The following is a 17,786-nucleotide window of genomic DNA, read 5'->3' on the forward strand; positions in this document are numbered from 1 at the left end:
CTCACTGGTGACGACGGCAACCCCGCCCTCCGCCTACCGTTTTCAACGTGACCGAGACGACCCAGACGCAGACGATGCCCCCGCGGGGCGGGGCCAAGGCGAGCAGCCCCGAGTTCCGGCTCGCGATGGACGCGTGGCGCAGGCTGCGGCAGGACCTGTTCCATGACGCGTTCGCCTACCGACCGCTGCCCCCGTTGAGGATGGGCGGCCCGCTCACCGGCCGGCTGTCCGGCCGCCTCCGCGAGTACGTGGCCTGGACCCCGCACGCGACCGTCGCGGTGGCCGGCCTGCTGGCGCTGGCCATCGGGGCCTCCGCGAGCGAGCGCGGCAGTGAGTTCGGCGTGATGCTGTGCGCCCTCCTGGCCCTCGGCCCGGTCCTTCTGACGCTGGTCCGGCCCGTGGGAGCCTTCTGGGTGTCCATGGCGGCGACCCCGCTCACCGCGGCGTTCGGCGACATGTGGAGCGACTGGCCGTGGGCGCCCGGCAACTTCGCGGCCCACCTCGTGGTCGTGACGGTCGTGGCACTGCGCACCCGGCCCCGCATCGCCGCCTGGATGTGGGGGTTGACCGCGGCGTACGGACTGTTTCTGGACAGTCTCCTCGGGGCGGGGCACTACTCGTCGAACACGGGCTCGTTCCTCGTCGTCTCCGCGATGGCCCTGCTGGCGGCGGCCGCCCTGAACATACGCCGCACGGCCCAGCGCGAGGTGACCGCCCAGCAGACGGTGACCGCCCATGAGCGTTCCAAGCGCACCCTCCTCGAAGAGCGCACGACGATCGCCCGCGAGCTGCACGACGTGGTCGCCCACCACATGTCGGTGGTCGCCATCCAGGCCGAGGCCGCGCCCTACCGCGTGGAGAACCCGCCGCCCGAGCTGGAGCAGGCCTTCGCCACCATCCGGGAGAACGCGGTGGCGGCACTGACCGAGCTGCGCCGCGTCCTCGGGGTCGTCCGCGCCGAGGACTACGAGGCCCCGGACGCCCCGCAGCCCACCCTCGCCGACCTGGACCGCCTGCTCGCCAATGTGCGGGAGACCGGCCTGACCGTCGAAAAGGCGGTCACCGGAGCGGTGCGCGAACTCCCGCAGGGTGTGGAGCTGTCGGCGTACCGCATAGTCCAGGAGGCCCTCAGTAACACCCTGCGGCACGCGCCCGGCGCGACGGCCCGCGTGGAGATCGGGTACGTACTGGGCGGGCTCGGCCTGCGCATAGTCAACGGCCCGCCCCCGGAGGTGAACCTGATGAAGTCCGCCCATGGCGCCGGCCACGGCATCACCGGCATGCGCGAGCGCGTCACGATGCTGAACGGCGAGATGACGGCGGGAGAGACGGAGGATGGGGGCTACGAGGTGACAGTGTTCCTGCCGGTGGCCACCGCGAGCGAGGGCGACGCATGACCATCCGCGTGCTGATCGTCGACGACCAGATGATGGTCCGCGAGGGCTTCTCGGTGCTGCTCGGCGCGATGCCGGACATCGAGGTGGTCGGCGAGGCGGTGAACGGCCGGGACGCGGTCGACCGGGTCCGGGAGCTCTCCCCGGACGTCGTCCTGATGGACATCCGCATGCCCGAGCTGAACGGCATCGAGGCGACGAGGGAGATCGTGGCCGCGGACGGCGGGGCCAGGGTTCTGGTCCTCACCACCTTCGACCTCGACGAGTACGTGTACCAGGCGCTGCGGGCGGGAGCCTCCGGCTTCCTCCTCAAGGACGCCTCGGCCCGCCAACTGGCCGACGGGGTCCGCGTGGTGGCCGCCGGCGAGGCACTGCTCGCCCCCTCCGTCACCAAGCGCCTGATCACCGAGTTCTCCAAGCTGGCCGAGGCACCCCGCCCCTCGGCGGCGGCACAGCTGGCGTACGGAGAGCTCACCGAACGCGAGACGGAGGTCCTGGTCCTCATCGCCCAGGGCCTGTCCAACTCTGAGATAGCCGAACGCCTGGTGGTCGCCGAGTCCACGATCAAGACCCATGTGAGCCGCATCCTGGTCAAACTGGGCCTGCGTGACCGCACCCAGGCGGCGGTCTTCGCCTACGAGGCGAGGCTGGTCACGCCGGCGTGAGGCCCCGGCACGAGCCGAGCCCCCCTGGTCAGCCGCCCTGCTCGCGGGTTAGCGTCCGTCCATGGCAGCTGCTTCCGACCTCGCTTTCGACCACGCTTTCGATCCGTGGGACGCCGACTTCGTGGCCGACCCGTACCCGGCGTACGCCGAGCTGCGGGCGCGGGGCCGGGTGCGGTACTTCGAGCCGACGAACCAGTGGCTCGTGCCGCACCACGCGGATGTCTCGGCGCTGCTGCGGGACCGGCGTCTGGGGCGGACGTACCAGCACAGGTTCACGCACGAGGACTTCGGGCGTACGGCACCTGCGGCGGAGCACGAGCCGTTCCACACGTTGAACGACCACGGGATGCTCGACCTGGAGCCCCCGGACCACACGCGGATCCGGCGGCTGGTGTCGAAGGCGTTCACGCCGCGCACGGTGGAGCAGCTGAAGCCGTACGTGGAGGAGTCGGCGGGCGAGCTGGTGACCGGGTTGGTGGAGGCCGGCGGGGGTGACCTGCTGACGGATGTGGCGGAGCCGCTTCCGGTGGCGGTGATCGCCGAGATGCTGGGCATCCCCGAGTCGGACCGGGCGCAGCTGCGGCCCTGGTCGGCGGACATCTGCGGGATGTACGAGCTGAGCCCGTCGGAGGAGACGGCGAAGCGGGCGGTGCGGGCGTCGGTGGAGTTCTCGGAGTACCTCCGGGAGCTGATCGCGCACCGCAGGGAGCAGCCGGGCGAGGACCTGATCTCGGGCCTGATCGCGGCCCACGACGAGGGCGACCGCCTCACCGAGCAGGAGATGATCTCGACCTGCGTCCTGCTGCTCAACGCGGGCCACGAGGCGACGGTGAACGCCACCGTGAACGGCTGGTGGGCGCTGTTCCGCAACCCCGACCAGCTCGCCGCCCTCCGCGCGGACCACTCGCTCGTACCGGCCGCCGTCGAGGAGCTGATGCGCTACGACACCCCGCTCCAGCTCTTCGAGCGCTGGGTGCTGGACGACATCGAGATCGACGGTACGACGGTGCCGAGGGGCGCGGAGATCGCGATGCTCTTCGGCTCCGCGAACCATGACCCGGCCGTCTTCACCGCCCCCGACAAGCTGGACCTGACCCGCAAGGAGAACCCGCACATCTCCTTCAGCGCCGGCATCCACTACTGCATCGGCGCCCCCCTCACCCGTATCGAACTGGCCGCGTCCATGAGAGCCCTCCTGGAGAAGGCCCCCACCCTGACCCTGGCGGCGGAGCCGACCCGCAAGCCGAATTTCGTGATCCGGGGGCTGGAGGGGCTGAGTGTGGAGGTGGGGTGATCACACGTTCGGATGAACGTGCAGGTGATCCGGTCCGAGTGCGCCGACGGCTTGTGATGCTGGTGCACGCCTGTGAAGGAGGGCACCATGCTCATGGCCGGCACGGGGCTGTGGCTGTATGGGGGCGGGGAGCTGGGGTTGCGGATCGAGAAGTACCGCAAGGGGCGGGCGCTTCCCGAAGCCGTGCTGGCGCCCTGGGGCACGTTCGCGGGAAAGGGGGACTGGGCCGACACCGCCGGGGTGGTGATGACGGTCGAGGTCACCTCGTACGACGCCGATACCCACCGTCGTGATCGAGAGGAGAAGCCCGCCGGCTACGCCGACTCGGGGATTCCGTACTACTTGCTGATCGACCGGGACGACTGCTCGGTCACTCTCTTCAGCGATCCGGCACCCGGTGGCGGGTACCGCAGCGCGGTCAGGAAGGCATTCGGCGCGAAGCTCTCGCTGCCCGACCCCCTCGGTATCGAGCTCGACACCGAGGAGCTCAAGCAGTACGTCGACTGACCGGCGCCGAGGGAGCCAGAGTCACCCTTGGCGCTCAGAACCCCGGCGCCGACCCAGCACCCATGCGAGCAGCAGGCACACGAGGGCCGGGACGGCGGCTCCGGCGGCGGCTACCAGGGGGAGTTCGGTGACGAGGACGGTGTAGTCCATGCCCTCGCCCTCGAAGCCGCCGCGAAGATGGCGGCGGGTACGGGGCGTGGAGGACCAGACCAGGGTCGCGGCCGTCGCCCCCACCGCCGACAGCGCACACCCCCCGCACCCCAGCGCACTCTGCCGATCGAGCCGCCGCTCCGGCCGATCCGGCCGCTCCCGCCGGTCCCGCCACTCCGGCCGCCCCCGCTGCCCCCACCGCTCCGGCTCCGCCTGACCCATGCCCGCAGGGACGCGCCCAGGCCCGCCCCGGTTCTCCCTACGGAATAGGGGACGGGAACGGGGACGGGCACCAATCGGCAGCTCCGTCCCGGCCAGGCCGACATAACCCGGCGTAATACCGAGACGGAACTGCCAACCGCTGCCTTCCTGGCGGCCGGGGCGGGCCGACGGCCTGCCTTCCCGGTGGCGCCGGCCCGCACTCCCGGCGACCCCCGCGACCCTCCAGGCCCGCCTTCCCGGAGGCCCGGCCACCCCGCGCCCCAGCTCCCTCAGCTGGTCACGTCTCGCCTCCGCACCCCCACCAACCCCCCGGCCACCAGCACCACCGCCACCCCGAGCAAGGACAGCACCGGCGCCCACTCCATCCCCCCGCCCGGCAGCTTCGGGAGGTGGCCGAAGGGGGAGAGGTTCAGGACGGCCTGCGGGGCCTTGAGGGCGGGGCCGATCCAGCCGATCAGGAGTACGGCACCGGCGAGGCCCCAGGCCGCGATCGCCGCCCGGGGTGCGACGCCGTACAGGAGGACGGCGGCCCCGCCGATCACCCACACCCCGGCCACCTGGACGAGGCAGGCGCCCAGGATCGGGCCGATGTCCTTGCCGTGGCCGGCGGCGAAGCCGAGGCCGGCGAGCAGCATGATCCAGGCGGAGCCGCCGAAGGCGACGGCCAGATGGCCGGCGGCCCAGCGCAGTCGGCCCACCGCGCCTGCGAGGACGGGCTCCGCCCGGCCTGACGTCTCCTCGCCATGCAGCCGGAGCACGGCGCTCACGATGTACAGCGCGGCGATCAGGCCGAGCATGCCGATCATCGAGGCGAGGAACGCGTTCGTCAGGGCGGAACTGCCGCCCATGCGCTCGAAGATCTCGCGGGCGCCCTCGTTGTCGCCGACGAAGTCGGCCACGCCGTCGGCCAGTCCGCCGTAGACGACCCCGGCGAGGAAGAAGCCGATGCTCCAGCCGAGCACGCTGCCCCGCTGGAGTCGCCAGGCCAGCGCGCCCGCCGTCCGCAGCCGCCCGGAGGCCGGGCCCGGACGGGTCGGCAGGAAGCTCATGCCGACATCGCGGCGCCCGGCGAGTTCGTACGCCACCGCGCCCTGGACCAGCGCCGCCCCCACGAACAGCAGCAGCACCCACCACCGCTCATCAGCGAACGAGCGCTCGTTTTCCAGCCACCCCAGCGGCGACACCCACGTCAAAAAAGACGAACCTTCGTTCTCGGAAGCGTCGCCCGCAGCCCGCAGTACGAACGCAGCCCCCAGCACCCCCGCCGTCAGCCCCCGCGCCAGCCGCGCGCTCTCCGTCAGCTGCGCGACCACCGCCGCCATCGTCGCGAACACCATGCCCACGCCCGCGATCCCCAGCCCGAAGGCCAGCGCACCCGCCGCCCCCTGCCCGGCGAGCCCGGCGGCGACCAGCAGCGCCAGTACGGCATTCGCGACGGCCGCCGTGAGGAGGGCGGAGGTGAGCGAGGCCCGGCGGCCCACCATCCCGGACGCGACGAGCTCCTGTCGGCCGCTCTCCTCCTCGTCCCTCGTGTGCCGGATGACGACGAGGAGGCTCATGACGGCGGCCAGCGCACCGGCGTAGACACCGACGCGCCATGCCGTCAGGGCGCCGAGCGAGTCGTCGAAGACGGGGCCGATCAGGGCGCGCAGGGAGGAGTTCGTGGTCATCTGGGTCATCAGGTCGGCGCGTTCGGCGGCGGTGCCGTACAGGCTCTTCAGACTGTTCGGCATGGAGAGGACCATCAGGCCCGTCACCGCGACCCAGATCGGGAGCATCACGCGGTCGCGGCGCAGGGCGAACCTCAACAGGGTTCCCGTACCGTCCAGTTGACGCGAGCCGCCGGAGCGGGCGGCGAAGGCGGTCCTGGCGCCGCCCGTGTCCGTGCTGGTGGTCATCGCGCGACCGCCCCCTCCCGCGCGTCGGCGTCCGCGTCGGCCAGGTCCTCCTGGTAGTGGCGGAGGAAGAGCTCCTCCAGGGTCGGCGGCGTCGAGGTCAGCGACCGCACGCCCGACTCGCTCAACGAGCGTAGTACGGCGTCGAGTTTGTCGGTGTCGACCTGGAGGCGGACCCGGTGGCCCTGGATGTCGAGGTCGTGGACGCCGGGGAGGCGGGCGAGGCCGCCTGGCGGGCCGGCGAGTTCGGCGGTGACGCTCGTACGGGTCAGGTGGCGCAGGTCGGCGAGGGAGCCGCTCTCGACGGTGACGCCCTTGCGGATGATGCTGACCCGGTCGCAGAGTTCCTCGACCTCGCTGAGGATGTGCGACGACAGCAGGACCGTCCTGCCCCGGTCGCGCGCCTCCCGTATGCACCGCTGGAAGACCTCCTCCATCAGGGGGTCCAGGCCGGAGGTCGGTTCGTCGAGGATCAGCAGGTCGACGTCCGAGGCGAAGGCGGCGACGAGGGCGACCTTCTGACGGTTGCCCTTCGAGTACGTCCGGCCCTTCTTCGTCGGGTCCAGTTCGAACCGTTCGATCAGCTCGGCCCGGCGGCGTGCGTCCAGGCTGCCGCCCCGCAAGCGGCCGAGCAGGTCGATGACCTCGCCGCCGGACAGGTTGCGCCACAGGGTCACGTCCCCCGGCACGTACGCGATCCGGCGGTGCACCTCGACCGCGTCCGCCCAGGGGGCGCGGCCGAGGATCCGCGCGGCGCCCGCGTCGGCGCGCAGCAGACCGAGGAGGACGCGGATGGTGGTGGATTTTCCGGCGCCGTTGGGGCCGAGGAAGCCGTGGACCTCGCCGGCCTCGACGTTCAGGTCGAGTCCGGCGAGCGCGTGGGTCCGTCCGAAGGACTTGTGGAGTCCGGATACCTCAATGGCGGGGTTGGCCTTCGTCATGCTTCAGAACGTACGCTTACTTCAGAAATTTGTGAAGTTAAGGAACCGTCAAAATGGCCGTTAGGCTGGGGGCGTCGCTGAGCAGGGGGGATGAGCAGCGGAGATCGGCAAGGGAGATGATCGGAGCATGACGACAGCAGCCGGATCGGGACGGGACGCGGAGGGCGTCTCGCGGTTCGTGGAGCACTTCGCCGCGCAGCTCGTCGAGGCGGGCGTGCCCCGGATGCCGGCCCGTGTCTTCGCCGCGCTCCTCGCCTCCGACACCGGTGCGCTGACCTCCGTCGAACTGGGCGAACAGCTGCAGATCAGCCCTGCCGCCGTGTCGGGCGCGGTCCGCTACCTCGCCCAGGTGCACCTGGTGTCACGCGAACGCGAGCCCGGGTCCCGCCGCGAGCGCTACCGCGTCCACAGCGACCAGTGGTACGAGGCCCTCACCAACCGCGAGGCCATCATCAAGCGCTGGGAGGAGGCCCTGCGCGACGGCGTCAGCAGCCTGGGCGCCGACACTCCGGCCGGGCGCCGGCTCGCCGAGACGCTCGCCTTCTTCGAGTTCATGGAGGGAGAGCTGGAGGCGATGATGGGGCGCTGGCGCGTCCACCGGGACAAGACGTTCGGCCAGGGCTGGACGACCGAGGGCTGGACGACCGAGGGCTGAACGACCGAGGGCTGGACGACCGAGGGCTGGACGACCGAGGGCTGGACGGCTGAGGGCTGGACGACCGAGGGCTGAACGACCGACGGCCGGACCGTCCGGGCCGGGCCTCCCGGGAAATATCGTTGGAGCGGCGGGACTTCCCCGTGCTTGCATGAGCCGCATGGTGTCCACCGACCGGTTGCTGGCCTTCGCGGCCATGTCGTTCGTGCTGATCGTGATCCCCGGCCCCAGTGTGCTGTTCGTGGTCGGGCGGGCGCTGGCGCAGGGGCGGCGCGCCGCGCTGACCACGGTCGTGGGGAACACGCTCGGCGCGTACGTCCTCATCGTGGCCGTGGCGTTCGGGATCGGGGCGGTCGTCGAGCGCTCGGTCCTCGTCTTCACGGTGCTCAAGCTGGCCGGCGCCGCCTACCTGGTGTATCTCGGCGTCAAGGCCTGGCGGGAGCGCGGTTCGTTGCACGCGGCGGTCACCGGTGGCGGGGCGGGCGCCCATGGGGTTGGTGGTCGCCGGACGTTCTGGGAGGGGTTCGCCGTCGGTGTGACCAACCCCAAGACCCTCGTGTTCTTCGCCGCCGTACTGCCGCAGTTCGTCGACCGGGCCCAGGGGCATGTCGCGGCTCAGATGCTGCTGCTCGGCCTCGTCTTCAACGTCATCGCCCTCGCCTCCGACGCGGCATGGGGCCTGCTCGCGGCCACCGCGCGGGACTGGTTCGCCCGCTCACCGCAGCGGCTCTCCCTGGTCGGCGGCGTCGGCGGGCTCACCATGATCGGCCTGGGCGTCACCGTCGCCGCGACCGGCCGCAAGGACTGAAGCAGGGCCGGTCGTCACAGCAGGGCGAGGAGCTGCTTGGTGTGGCCCGGCAGCTCCACCTCCGCGAGGCCCGTGACGATGTCCCGCAAGGGCATGGGCTGTTCGACCAGGGCCGCACCGTTGGACAGGAGCCGGGTGGGTACCGGTGTGTCCAGCTCGGCCTCGCTCAGGGCCCCGGGACCGGCGAGTACGCAGAGGGCGTCCCCCTGGACGCGGATACGGTCCCGGAGGCCCGCGTTGCCGCCGGCGAGCGCGATGGCCCGTTCGATGGTCCAGGTGTCGAGGGCCAGGCGGTTGTCGTACGTCGTGTCGGCTCCCGCGGCGACGCGGGACACGGCGGCGAGGGTGGCGGCGTTGACGAGGGTGACGTGGGCCAGGATCTGGTCGGCGTTCCACTCGCCGGGCGGTGGGGCGAGGCCGGGGTCGGCGCCGGGGCCCGGACCGTGGCCGCCGGAGTCGGCCACGGTGGCGGCCGCGTCCAGCAGCGCGCGGTAGGCGTCGCGCAGCGCGGTGGTGTCCATGGTGTGGTGTCCTTTCCCTCGTCTGTTCTCTGTCCGGCCGTCTCTCAGGCGTGCGCGTCGTGCATCTCCCAAGGCGCCTGCGGGAGGACGTCGCCGGTCTCCAGCAGGGACTTGAGGTTCGCCAGTACGGCGGGCCAGCCCTGCGAGATCCCGTTGAACATCTCCTCGTTGGGGAGGTTCTCGTGGGTCACGGTGAGGCGGACGATGTCCTGGTGCGGTTCGACGAGGAAGGTGACGACCGACGGCTCGCGCGGCGACTCGGGGTCGGGGATGTCGTCGAAGGTGATGACCAGGCGGGTCGGGGGTTCGGTCGCGATCACCTTGCCGACGACGTCGACCTTGCCTGATCCGTCCACACGCCGGTGCTCCCAGGTCGAGCCCGGCTGCCAGTCGGAGATGTTGGCGTGTCCCCAGTAGCGCGCGGTCAGGTCGGCGTCCGTCAGGGCCTGCCACACCTGCTCCGCACTGGCGTGGATGTAGGTGACGTAGACATAGGTCGGCACGGAGGTGGTTGCTTCGGTCATGGCGAGTTCCTCTGCCTTCTGCTTGATGGCGCTGATCGCTTGCAGCCGGGGCCTGTCGAACCCCGAGATCCAACGCTCCTCGATCTCATGGATCGGCGTCGGATTCAGGTAGTGCAGCCGCTCCCGGCCACGCCGTACGACGGTGACGAGGTTGGCCCCGACCAGCACGTCCAAATGCTGTGTCGCCGACTGCCGAGCCATGTCCAACTGCTCGCACAGCTCCCGAAGCGTCTGCCCGTTCCGCTCGCGCAGCCGGTCGAGCAGCAGCCGCCGGGTGGGATCGGCCAATGCCTTGAAGACGGCGTCCATCGCGACTACCTCATCACTCACCCCATCATTATGCAGGTATCTGCCTGCGTAATGTCAACCGACGGTGGGCCACCAGTGAGGGACCCACGATTGTCATGGGCACCCCCTAAGCCGATCGCCTGATCGACTGCTGATGCATGAGAACCGGGGGAGCGGCGCGATGAGTGGTAAGGGACGAGTCGGCGCGTCCAGGCGATGGGCATGGGCCGTAGCCGTGGTGGTCAGCACACTGGCGGGTTGCGGTGGCGGCGACACGGCAGACAGGGCCGATGCGGGAGGAGGCGAGTCGCCGGGAACGTCCGAGAGCCTGTCGCCGGGCAAGAACGCGACCGACCAGCCCGAACCCGACAAGCTGCCCCCGGCGCGCACGCCGGTGCTGCACGTGGACGGCGCGTACACGTACACCGTGCGGATCCTCGACGCCAAGACCACGGTGGACGTCCCCGGCAACCCTCCACCGGTCGGCACGATGGTGCTCGCCCTGCTTCTGCGCGTGGAGGCCGAGCCCCGCGACCGCAGCATCCACGCGCCCTACGCGGCGCTGTCGATCGACTATCCGAGCCGCAAGGGCGACCTGAATTCGGACATCGGGACCGTACTCGACTACGGGACGCCGTACTTGACCGAGGATCAGATGCTCTACGGCGGCGAGGGAGCGAAAGGCATCGACTCGGTGTTCGGCACCCTCCAACCGAACACCGTGTACTACCACTGGGCCTGGCAGATCGTCTCGGAGAAGGCGAATCTGGAGGGCGCCACCCTGTGCGAGGCGGAGGTCTCGGGGGCCAGCTGCATCCCCATCGGTGACATCACCACCGCCGAATCCCGACGCGGGGGTTACTCGCCGCCCTTCTCGGTCCCGGCGTCGGTCCGGCTGGCCAGGCGCTCGTAACGCTGCCGGGCCGCCTGGGGGGACTGGAGGCCGAGGCCGAAGGCGATCTCCGGCCAGGTCATGCCGCGGCCCCGGGCCATCTCCAGCAGCCCGGCCTCCAGTTCGTCCATCTCGCCGCGAGCGAGCGGAACGAGGCTCAACGCGGCGGTGATGTCCGCGCGATCCACCTCCGGTTCACCGTCTTCGAGCAACGCCGCGCCGCTGAGCAGGAACGACACCAGCCGGATGGCCTCGTGCGGGCCGAGCACATGCGGATGGACCTGCCGCCGCCGCTGCCCGTCCGTCGCCGCGTGCCGCTCGGCGATCCGGAAGAGGGACGTGTACGTGCGCTGCGCCCGCGCCTCGTCCGCGCTCGGCGGGGTGAAGGGGGCGTCGGAGTCGGCGGCGTGCGGCTGCGAAGAGGAGGAGGACGACATACGTCCAGCATCCGATGCAAACAACTTGTTGTCAACGGACTATTTCCATCCTGGCTCCGCTGTCGCTGTCACCGCCGCCCGCCGAACTCCCACTCATGCACCTCGATGACGTCGTACACGTCGTACACGTCGTACACGTCGTACATGTCGTACACGTCGTACCCGTCCGACGTCAGCACGGCCCGCGCCGCATCCGGCTCCGGAGCCCGGACCAGCGCCGCCGTACCCAACCAGGTGTCCCCGTCGTCTGACAGCAGCGGCCCGTACGCGATCAACTCATCGCGCCGGGCGGCCGGTACGACGAGGTCGGCGCCCGGCCCGGATCCTGACCCCAGCCCGAGGACGAGGTACCGGTTGCCGCCGTCCCGTCCGCCGGGGACTCCCACATCGTGCGGCCCAGCAGGTTGCGCCATCGCCGTAGCGGTACGTCCCGGTACACGCCGGCCTGATGGTTCGGCTCGTCGAACGCGAACGCGCGGGCGGCGGCCGGATCCGGCAACTCGACGATGTGCACACTCCCGGTGGGCGTCTTCCCGTCCTCGCCGAACGTCGGCCCCCGAGCGATCAGCTCCGCCTCGTACCGATCCATGTAGGACCAGTGCTGCACCAATTGGCAGATCAGTCCCACCGGATTGCCGTAGATGAGGCATCCCACTGGGACGGATCTGCCAATTACCGCCCGAGCGGGCCCCCGCCTGGCCCTCCGGCGCGCCTCAGTCGCCCCCGCCGCCCCCGCCGCCCCCGCCGCAACCGAAACCGCCGCCCGAGCCGGTGTCCGAACCCGAGGAGAAGTCGTCGTTGTCGTGGTCCAGGGCCTTGCCCATGCGGATCAGCGCACGGCCCAGGCCCGACGGAATCGGCTGGACGCCGACCACGCCACGTCGGACCGGTCCGCTCGGGAGGACGGCGGGGCCGTCGAGGACGTACGCCGGGACGTTCCCGTCCCGTTCCGCCGCCCGCAGTCGCCGCCTGCCCGCGCGGGTCAACCGGCGGCGTGACCCCGTCACCAGGCCCTCCGCCGCGAGTCGGCGGCCGATCTCCTCCACCACCGGGGAACGCTGCAGGGCCGTGTGTACGGCCACGACACTCCTGCTGTGCAGGCACGACGCGATCACCGCACGTTCGACCGGATGCCGGGGCCGATCCCCGCCCATGGAGCTCACAGCACCCTCGGTCGCACGTATGCGCGAGGCGCGTACCTTGAGCAGCCCACGCTCGGCCAGCGCGATCACCGCGCTGTCGGCCACCCGGTGTGCCCCGCCCGCCAGGAACGCGATGTCGTACGTGTCCAGCGCCCGGGTCCCCGCACCGGCCGCCACACTTCGCCGAAAGGCCATCCTCATCTCGGACCCACCCCCTTCGAACACCCCGCTTGCCCGCAGTGTCACCGAGCGGAACAGCCCATAACCCTCTCCCGCCCACTTCAGAGCAACACTTGAGCTTCCCGGCCGACAGCGCCCCCGCCCGCCCCATCGCCCCCACTGGTAAATATGGAGGTATTCAGCGCGCGCACCTGGCGGGGATTTCTTCCGTCCCGCAGCTGGGAATCTCCCCGAGGAGTACCCTGTGCCGGGACCCCGGCCCGATTGCGGCGAGCCGGGGTTCCAATGCTGCGAGGAGAGGATTTCCTCCCCGTTTCAGGACGCGGTCGGCGTCAGCGGTGGTCGTTGTGGTGCTTGTTGTGGTGGTCGTGGTGGATGACGCGGAAACTGCCCACAATCAAGTCGCCCGCAATTTGCCCGGGGCCTGTGCTGGTGGAGCTGTGAGGGCCGACCGTGGCAACGGCGGGACCGTTGTCGCAGGTGATGCCGTTGAAGAATTCGACCGTCTTCTCGCTTTCGTTTCGGATGTTGAAGTTGGTGGCGCCGACCGTGCTGGTGGCCACGTTGACGACGGCGATACAGGAGCCCGGCACGGCAGCGTATGGACGCTCGTTGATGAGAATCCGGCCGTGGTGGTGGTGGTCGTTGTTGCCGTTGTTGTCGTTGTTGTCGTGCTCCTTCCTCCTCTCGTCGTGTTCCTCGTGCGCTCCCGTACCACCGAGCGGCGCTGCCGCGGGGGCGCCGGCGGCGGGGGCGGGCTTCTCGACGACGACCGGGGCCGACTTTGGGGTCGACTTGGGGGTCGATTCCAGGGCGGAGCTGGCGTAGGTGACACCTGTGGCGGTCGCTACCGCCACGCCGACCGAAGCGGCGATCACTGTGATCGTACGAGTGCGCAATGCACTTCTCCTTCTCTCCGTGACGTCGGCTGGAGCCGCCGACGATCACGAACGTAAATCCGTGGATTTCCGCTGTCATCTCGGAGAAGTCCGGGGGCGGTATGAAAATAGGACTGAATGGCCCTATCGATGGTCACCCTGGCGGATGACGAACCAGGTGGCCTGGTGGGCCGTCAAAGTCCCTTAATGGCTGGATAATTCGGCGATCGCGAGCCGCTAACCATGCCGAGCTGACATGCCGTCACCCCATCGGATGTGCCGTTGGCGATAGTCAGGGCCTGATTTCCCGTCAGTCCGGTGGGCGGCTGACGCATCTGACGGCCTATCGTGGAGGGCATGGCCACTCCCGAGCTCATCCGCATCGTCTCCCGTGACTCCCCCATGGCCCTCGCCCAGGTGGAGCGGGTGCGGGCCGAACTGGCTGTGCTGCGTCCGGGGATACGGACGACCGTCGTGCCGGTGAAGACGACCGGGGACAAGTGGCTGGGCGACCTGGCGAAGGTCGAGGGGAAGGGGGCGTTCACCAAGGAGGTCGACGCGGCGCTGGTCGCGGGGGAGGCGGACCTCGCGGTGCACTGCGTGAAGGACATCCCCGCCGACCGGCCGTTGCCGGCCGGGACCATGTTCGCCGCGTTCCTGAAGCGGGATGACATCCGTGACGCGCTCGTGCACCCCGGCGGGCTCACGCTCGACGAGCTGCCGGCCGGCACCCGGATCGGCACCTCCTCGGTGCGCCGCGTCGCCCAGCTCGCCGCCTCCCACCCGCACCTGGACTGCGTACCGTTCCGCGGCAACGCGGGTCGGCGGCTGCGGAAGCTCGCCGACGGTGAGGCGGACGCGTTGCTCCTCGCCGTCTCCGGGCTCGAACGGATCGGGCGGCGGGATGTGATCAGCGAGGTCCTGGACCCGGAGACGATGATGCCGCCGATCGGCGCCGGCATCCTCGCGCTCCAGTGCCGCGAGGGCGACACCGACCTCATCGAGACCGTCAGTGACCTCGGCGACCCCGACACGCACCGCGAAGCCACCGCCGAACGCATGTTCCTGCACGTTCTCCAGGGCCACTGCAACAGCCCCATCGCCGGCTACGCCCGTACCGAGCGGGGCGGTGAACTGTCGCTGCGCGCAAGCGTGTTCACGCCGGACGGCAAGACCGTGCTCAACGCCCACGAATGGGCCGGGCGCCTCGACCCGGCCACCCTCGGGACCTCGGTCGCCGTTGCCCTGTTGCGTCAGGGCGCCCGCGACCTCATCGACACCATCCCGCACTGAACCTCGGCGCTACCGCTCCTTCGTCTCCTCCAGCACCGTCCGCCCTAGCAGCGCGTACCGCTCCGGTGCCCGGCGCTTGAGGTACTGCGCGTACGCGATGCCGCCGACCGCGATCAGCGCGACGATCCACGGCGTCGCCCGCAGGACGATGGACCCCGACTCCGGGCCCGCCGCGACACCCATGTTGGACACCAGCAGCACGACCACCGCGAGCATCGCCACGCCGCCCACCAGCGGAGCGGCCAGCGTCCTGAACCAGTGGCGGCTCTCGGGGTGGTGGGAGCGGAAGTAGGCCAGGACGGCGAAGGAGCAGACCGCCTGGACGACGAGGATGGCCATCGTGCCGAGGATGGCCAGCAGGACGTACGTACCGGTGTACGGGTCCTTGTCGGCGAGGGCGAACGCGGCGAGGAGGACGCCGGTCACCGCCGTCTGGACCAGGCCCGCGATGTGCGGGGAGCCGTGGCGGGGGTGCGTGCGGCCGACGGTGCGCTGGAGGGAGGGGAGGACGCCCTCGCGGCCCAGCGCGTACAGGTAGCGCGCCGCGCAGTTGTGGAAGGCCATGCCGCAGGCCAGCGAGCCGGTGATCATCAGCCACTGCATGACGACGACCGCCCAGTGGCCGACGTACTGCTCGGTGGGGTTGAAGAACATCGCGAGCGGGTTCGCGGAGGAGGCCGCGGCGACCGCCTCCTGCTCGCCGTTGCCGATGATGGCCATCCAGGAGACGAAGACGTAGAAGATGCCGACGCCGAGGACCGAGATCATCGTCGCCTTGGGGATGATCTTCTTCGGGTCGCGGGACTCCTCGCCGTACATGGCCGTCGACTCGAAGCCGACCCACGACCAGAAGGCGAAGAAGAGGCCGAGACCGGCGGACGTGCCCTGGAAGGCGTTCACGGGGTTGACCGGGCCGAAGGTGAAGCCGTGCGGGCCGCCGCCGTGCAGGGCGACCGAGATCGCCATCGCGGCCAGGATCGTCACCTCCGTGGCCAGCAGGACGACCAGCAGCTTCTCCGCCACCGACACCCCGAACCAGGTCCCCATGGTGTTGACGGCCAGCATCAGGATCGCGAAAGCCCACCACGGGACGGCGACGCCTGTCTGGTCCTCCAGGGTCGTCGTCGCGAAGACGGAGAAGATGCCGATGAGGGCCGGTTCGAAGACGACGTACGCGAAGGTCGCGAGCAGTCCGGAGGCGAGGCCGACGGTGCGGCCGAGGCCGTAGGAGATGAAGCCGTAGAAGGCGCCGGTCGAGGTGATGTGCTTCGCCATCGAGGTGAAGCCGACGGAAAAGATTGCCAGTACGACCATTGCGACGAGGTAGCTCGCGGGGGCGCCGATGCCGTTGCCGGACGAGACCATGAAGGGCACGTTGCCGGTCATCGCGGTGATCGGGGCGGCCGTGGCGACGGCCATGAAGACCACACCGAGCAGCCCGATCGCGTTGGGCTTGAGCCGGTGGACGGCTCCTTGGCCGTCGTCCGTCCTCGCCTTCGGGGCTACGCCCTCCTGAACTGCCATCGGGTGGCCCCTTCCTGGTTGCCGTGATCGCCGCGCGCCGCACTGCCGCTGGACCGGAACTCTCTAGCCCGAATGAGTCGGCCAAGAGTCTCGGGGCGTTAAATGTTTGTCAACCAGACCTTTAGAAGTTTCTCGCCCCCGCCGCCCCTACCCGTCCCGTCCCCAGGGGCTGCCGCCCCTTCGACCCCGCTTCGCGTGAGAGCTCGGGGGGTGCGGTTTGTATGGCGGGTGCGGGTTGTGTTGGGTTGCTCGCGCAGTTCCCCGCGCCCCTGAAAGAACGGCCCTGCGGGCCGATGAAAATGCCGGGGGCGCAGCCCCCGCTTTTTCAGGGGCGCGGGGCTGTGTCGATGTGCGGCTCCGCCGCGTGGGCGCGACGAGCCCCCACCCACCCGCACCCGCCAACACACCGACTGAACCGAAGCTCTTTCGCGGGGGTCGAAGGGGCGCAGCCCCTGGGGGATGGGAACGGGCAGGGGCGGCGGGGGCGAGAAAACCCCGCCCTCACCCGGGCGGCAACGTCAACCCCCACGCCCCCTCCCGTACCGTCCACGTCCGCGTCCGTACCGGCCCCGCGACCAGCCAGTCCGCCCGGTAGCGGAAGTCCGCCCCGGACACGGTCACGCGCTGCCCGACCGCGTGCAACGCCGCGGCCTCGGCGCCCACCGACGCCGGCCGGACCTCGACCTCGGCGCCGCCGTCCGCGTCGGGGGAGATGGACACGGCCTCCACGGGCTGGTCGAGGTCGACGAGCATCGTCCCGTCCACCTCCACCCGCAGCCGCGAGGGCCCGACCCCGGCGGGGGAGGCGACCCGTATGCGGGACGGACGCGAAGACCGCGAAGGACGAGAAGCTCGCGAAGGCCGCGAGGGAAGGGTGGACAGCGTGCGGACCAGGGACTGCGGCCAGGTGCGCAGCCACGAGTGATGGGCGGCGGAGCCATCGGCCGCCCTGCCGTGCCCGGCCCTTCCACCGTCCCCGGCTCCCCCTCCTTCTCCGTCGCCCTCCCCGTCCTCATCCTCCGCTTCCGGGCTCCCCGGGCCCCCCGGCACCGCCGGGATCCGCAGCCGCCCCAGCACCACCCCGTCGCTGTCGTCCACGAGCAGATCGAGCCGTCGCTCGACCCCGTCGAGGGCGGCGCGGGCCGCGGCCACCGCGTCGGTCGGTACGCCGAGCGACCGGGCGAGCCCCAGCGCCGAGCCCACCGGGACCAGCGAGAGCGCGCACGCGGCCAGCTCCCGCTGCCGGTGCAGAAGGGCCACGGTCCGCAGCAGCGCGTGGTCGTCGCCGACGACCACGGGCCGCCGCGAACCCCGTCGCGAGAGCGCTCGCGCGAATTCCTCGGGCCCCTCGGGAAGGCACACTTTCGTGTGCGCCGCACCCGCGCTGAGCACGTCTTTCGCGATCCGCACCGCCTCACCGTCCGTGCGACGGGCAAGGGGGTCGATGACCACGAGGAGCTGGTCGGGAGTCGCCACCTCGGTCCTGCCTCGCTTCCTCGGGTAGCATCTTTGTGCAAGAGCCCCTTGCGCTATTGCGCCAGGGGCTTCGTCTATTCCGGGGCATCCGGGTCCGACG

The 17,786-nt window shown here is 70.7% G+C and carries 18 protein-coding genes and 1 pseudogene; 8 read left to right on the top strand and 11 right to left on the bottom strand.

All coding sequences use genetic code 11. The annotated features are described in order from the left end of the window. Positions 1-47: 47 nt before the first annotated feature. From F3T56_RS27985 to F3T56_RS28000, 4 genes are all read left to right on the top strand, one after another. Positions 48-1,397, top strand: coding sequence for a sensor histidine kinase (locus F3T56_RS27985; protein ID WP_172639172.1), 1,350 nt, complete (start codon positions 48-50; stop codon positions 1,395-1,397). Beyond that, entirely contained in the window at positions 1,394-2,059 is a 666-nt protein-coding gene (locus F3T56_RS27990; protein WP_149828144.1) for a response regulator, read from the top strand. Before F3T56_RS27985 ends, F3T56_RS27990 begins: the two co-directional genes overlap by 4 nt. Positions 2,060-2,120: 61 nt before the next feature. Further along, a complete protein-coding gene (locus F3T56_RS27995; protein ID WP_149828145.1) occupies positions 2,121-3,353 on the top strand; it encodes a cytochrome P450 in 1,233 nt (410 codons plus the stop codon). An 87-nt stretch (positions 3,354-3,440) separates the two neighbouring features. Further along, complete coding sequence (locus F3T56_RS28000; RefSeq protein ID WP_246203937.1) at positions 3,441-3,860, top strand: Uma2 family endonuclease; 420 nt, start codon at positions 3,441-3,443, stop codon at positions 3,858-3,860. Positions 3,861-3,881: 21 nt separating this feature from the next. Here F3T56_RS28000 and F3T56_RS28005 read toward each other — a convergent pair whose 3' ends face one another. The 3 genes from F3T56_RS28005 to F3T56_RS28015 all read right to left on the bottom strand — a co-directional run bounded on the left by F3T56_RS28005 (position 3,882) and on the right by F3T56_RS28015 (position 7,068). Then, positions 3,882-4,232, bottom strand: coding sequence for a hypothetical protein (locus F3T56_RS28005; protein ID WP_246203939.1), 351 nt, complete (start codon positions 4,230-4,232; stop codon positions 3,882-3,884). Positions 4,233-4,501: 269 nt separating this feature from the next. Then, complete coding sequence (locus tag F3T56_RS28010) at positions 4,502-6,130, bottom strand: ABC transporter permease (RefSeq protein WP_149828146.1); 1,629 nt, start codon at positions 6,128-6,130, stop codon at positions 4,502-4,504. Beyond that, on the bottom strand, positions 6,127-7,068 hold the full coding sequence (locus F3T56_RS28015; protein WP_149828147.1) for an ABC transporter ATP-binding protein: 942 nt from the start codon (positions 7,066-7,068) through the stop codon (positions 6,127-6,129). The genes F3T56_RS28010 and F3T56_RS28015 overlap by 4 nt, the downstream gene beginning before the upstream one ends. A gap of 127 nt (positions 7,069-7,195) precedes the next feature. Between F3T56_RS28015 and F3T56_RS28020 the strand changes: the two genes are divergently transcribed. Both F3T56_RS28020 and F3T56_RS28025 read left to right on the top strand, forming a co-directional pair. Continuing rightward, a complete protein-coding gene (locus tag F3T56_RS28020; protein ID WP_149828148.1) occupies positions 7,196-7,723 on the top strand; it encodes a GbsR/MarR family transcriptional regulator in 528 nt (175 codons plus the stop codon). Positions 7,724-7,883: 160 nt separating this feature from the next. Next, entirely contained in the window at positions 7,884-8,531 is a 648-nt protein-coding gene (locus F3T56_RS28025; protein ID WP_149828212.1) for a LysE family translocator, read from the top strand. A 14-nt stretch (positions 8,532-8,545) separates the two neighbouring features. Here the strand turns inward: F3T56_RS28025 and F3T56_RS28030 are convergent, their stop codons facing one another. Together F3T56_RS28030 and F3T56_RS28035 are read right to left on the bottom strand one after the other, a co-directional pair. Further along, positions 8,546-9,052: a hypothetical protein gene (locus F3T56_RS28030; protein WP_149828149.1), complete on the bottom strand. Its 507-nt coding sequence runs from the start codon at positions 9,050-9,052 to the stop codon at positions 8,546-8,548. Between the two features lie 44 nt (positions 9,053-9,096). Further along, on the bottom strand, positions 9,097-9,885 hold the full coding sequence (locus F3T56_RS28035; protein ID WP_149828211.1) for an ArsR/SmtB family transcription factor: 789 nt from the start codon (positions 9,883-9,885) through the stop codon (positions 9,097-9,099). Between the two features lie 160 nt (positions 9,886-10,045). Here F3T56_RS28035 and F3T56_RS28040 point away from each other — a divergent pair, with 160 nt between their 5' ends. After that, positions 10,046-10,777 carry a hypothetical protein gene (locus tag F3T56_RS28040; RefSeq protein WP_149828150.1) on the top strand — a complete coding sequence of 244 codons (732 nt, stop codon included), beginning with the start codon at positions 10,046-10,048 and terminating at the stop codon, positions 10,775-10,777. On the opposite strand, the gene F3T56_RS28045 is transcribed toward F3T56_RS28040, so the two are convergent. The 4 genes and pseudogenes from F3T56_RS28045 to F3T56_RS28060 form a co-directional block, all read right to left on the bottom strand. Further along, positions 10,723-11,193, bottom strand: coding sequence for a DNA-binding protein (locus F3T56_RS28045; protein ID WP_149828151.1), 471 nt, complete (start codon positions 11,191-11,193; stop codon positions 10,723-10,725). The two genes, F3T56_RS28040 and F3T56_RS28045, sit on opposite strands and share 55 nt — an antisense overlap. 68 nt (positions 11,194-11,261) lie before the next feature. Then, positions 11,262-11,848, bottom strand: a pseudogene (locus F3T56_RS28050) (YciI family protein). A 58-nt stretch (positions 11,849-11,906) separates the two neighbouring features. Then, positions 11,907-12,536: a TIGR04222 domain-containing membrane protein gene (locus F3T56_RS28055; RefSeq protein WP_149828152.1), complete on the bottom strand. Its 630-nt coding sequence runs from the start codon at positions 12,534-12,536 to the stop codon at positions 11,907-11,909. 311 nt (positions 12,537-12,847) lie between these two features. Further along, a complete protein-coding gene (locus F3T56_RS28060; protein WP_246203940.1) occupies positions 12,848-13,414 on the bottom strand; it encodes a hypothetical protein in 567 nt (188 codons plus the stop codon). A 336-nt stretch (positions 13,415-13,750) separates the two neighbouring features. Here F3T56_RS28060 and hemC point away from each other — a divergent pair, with 336 nt between their 5' ends. Continuing rightward, a complete protein-coding gene (gene hemC / locus F3T56_RS28065; protein ID WP_149828153.1) occupies positions 13,751-14,686 on the top strand; it encodes a hydroxymethylbilane synthase in 936 nt (311 codons plus the stop codon). Between the two features lie 9 nt (positions 14,687-14,695). Here hemC and F3T56_RS28070 read toward each other — a convergent pair whose 3' ends face one another. Continuing rightward, positions 14,696-16,210: an APC family permease gene (locus F3T56_RS28070; RefSeq protein ID WP_149828154.1), complete on the bottom strand. Its 1,515-nt coding sequence runs from the start codon at positions 16,208-16,210 to the stop codon at positions 14,696-14,698. A 501-nt stretch (positions 16,211-16,711) separates the two neighbouring features. Beyond that, on the bottom strand, positions 16,712-17,686 hold the full coding sequence (locus tag F3T56_RS28075) for a diacylglycerol kinase family protein (protein WP_149828155.1): 975 nt from the start codon (positions 17,684-17,686) through the stop codon (positions 16,712-16,714). Between the last annotated feature and the right edge of the window lie 100 nt (positions 17,687-17,786).

Origin of the sequence: Streptomyces tailanensis, from assembly GCF_008386495.1 — a bacterium.
In the GTDB taxonomy this organism is placed as follows: domain Bacteria; phylum Actinomycetota; class Actinomycetes; order Streptomycetales; family Streptomycetaceae; genus Streptomyces; species Streptomyces tailanensis.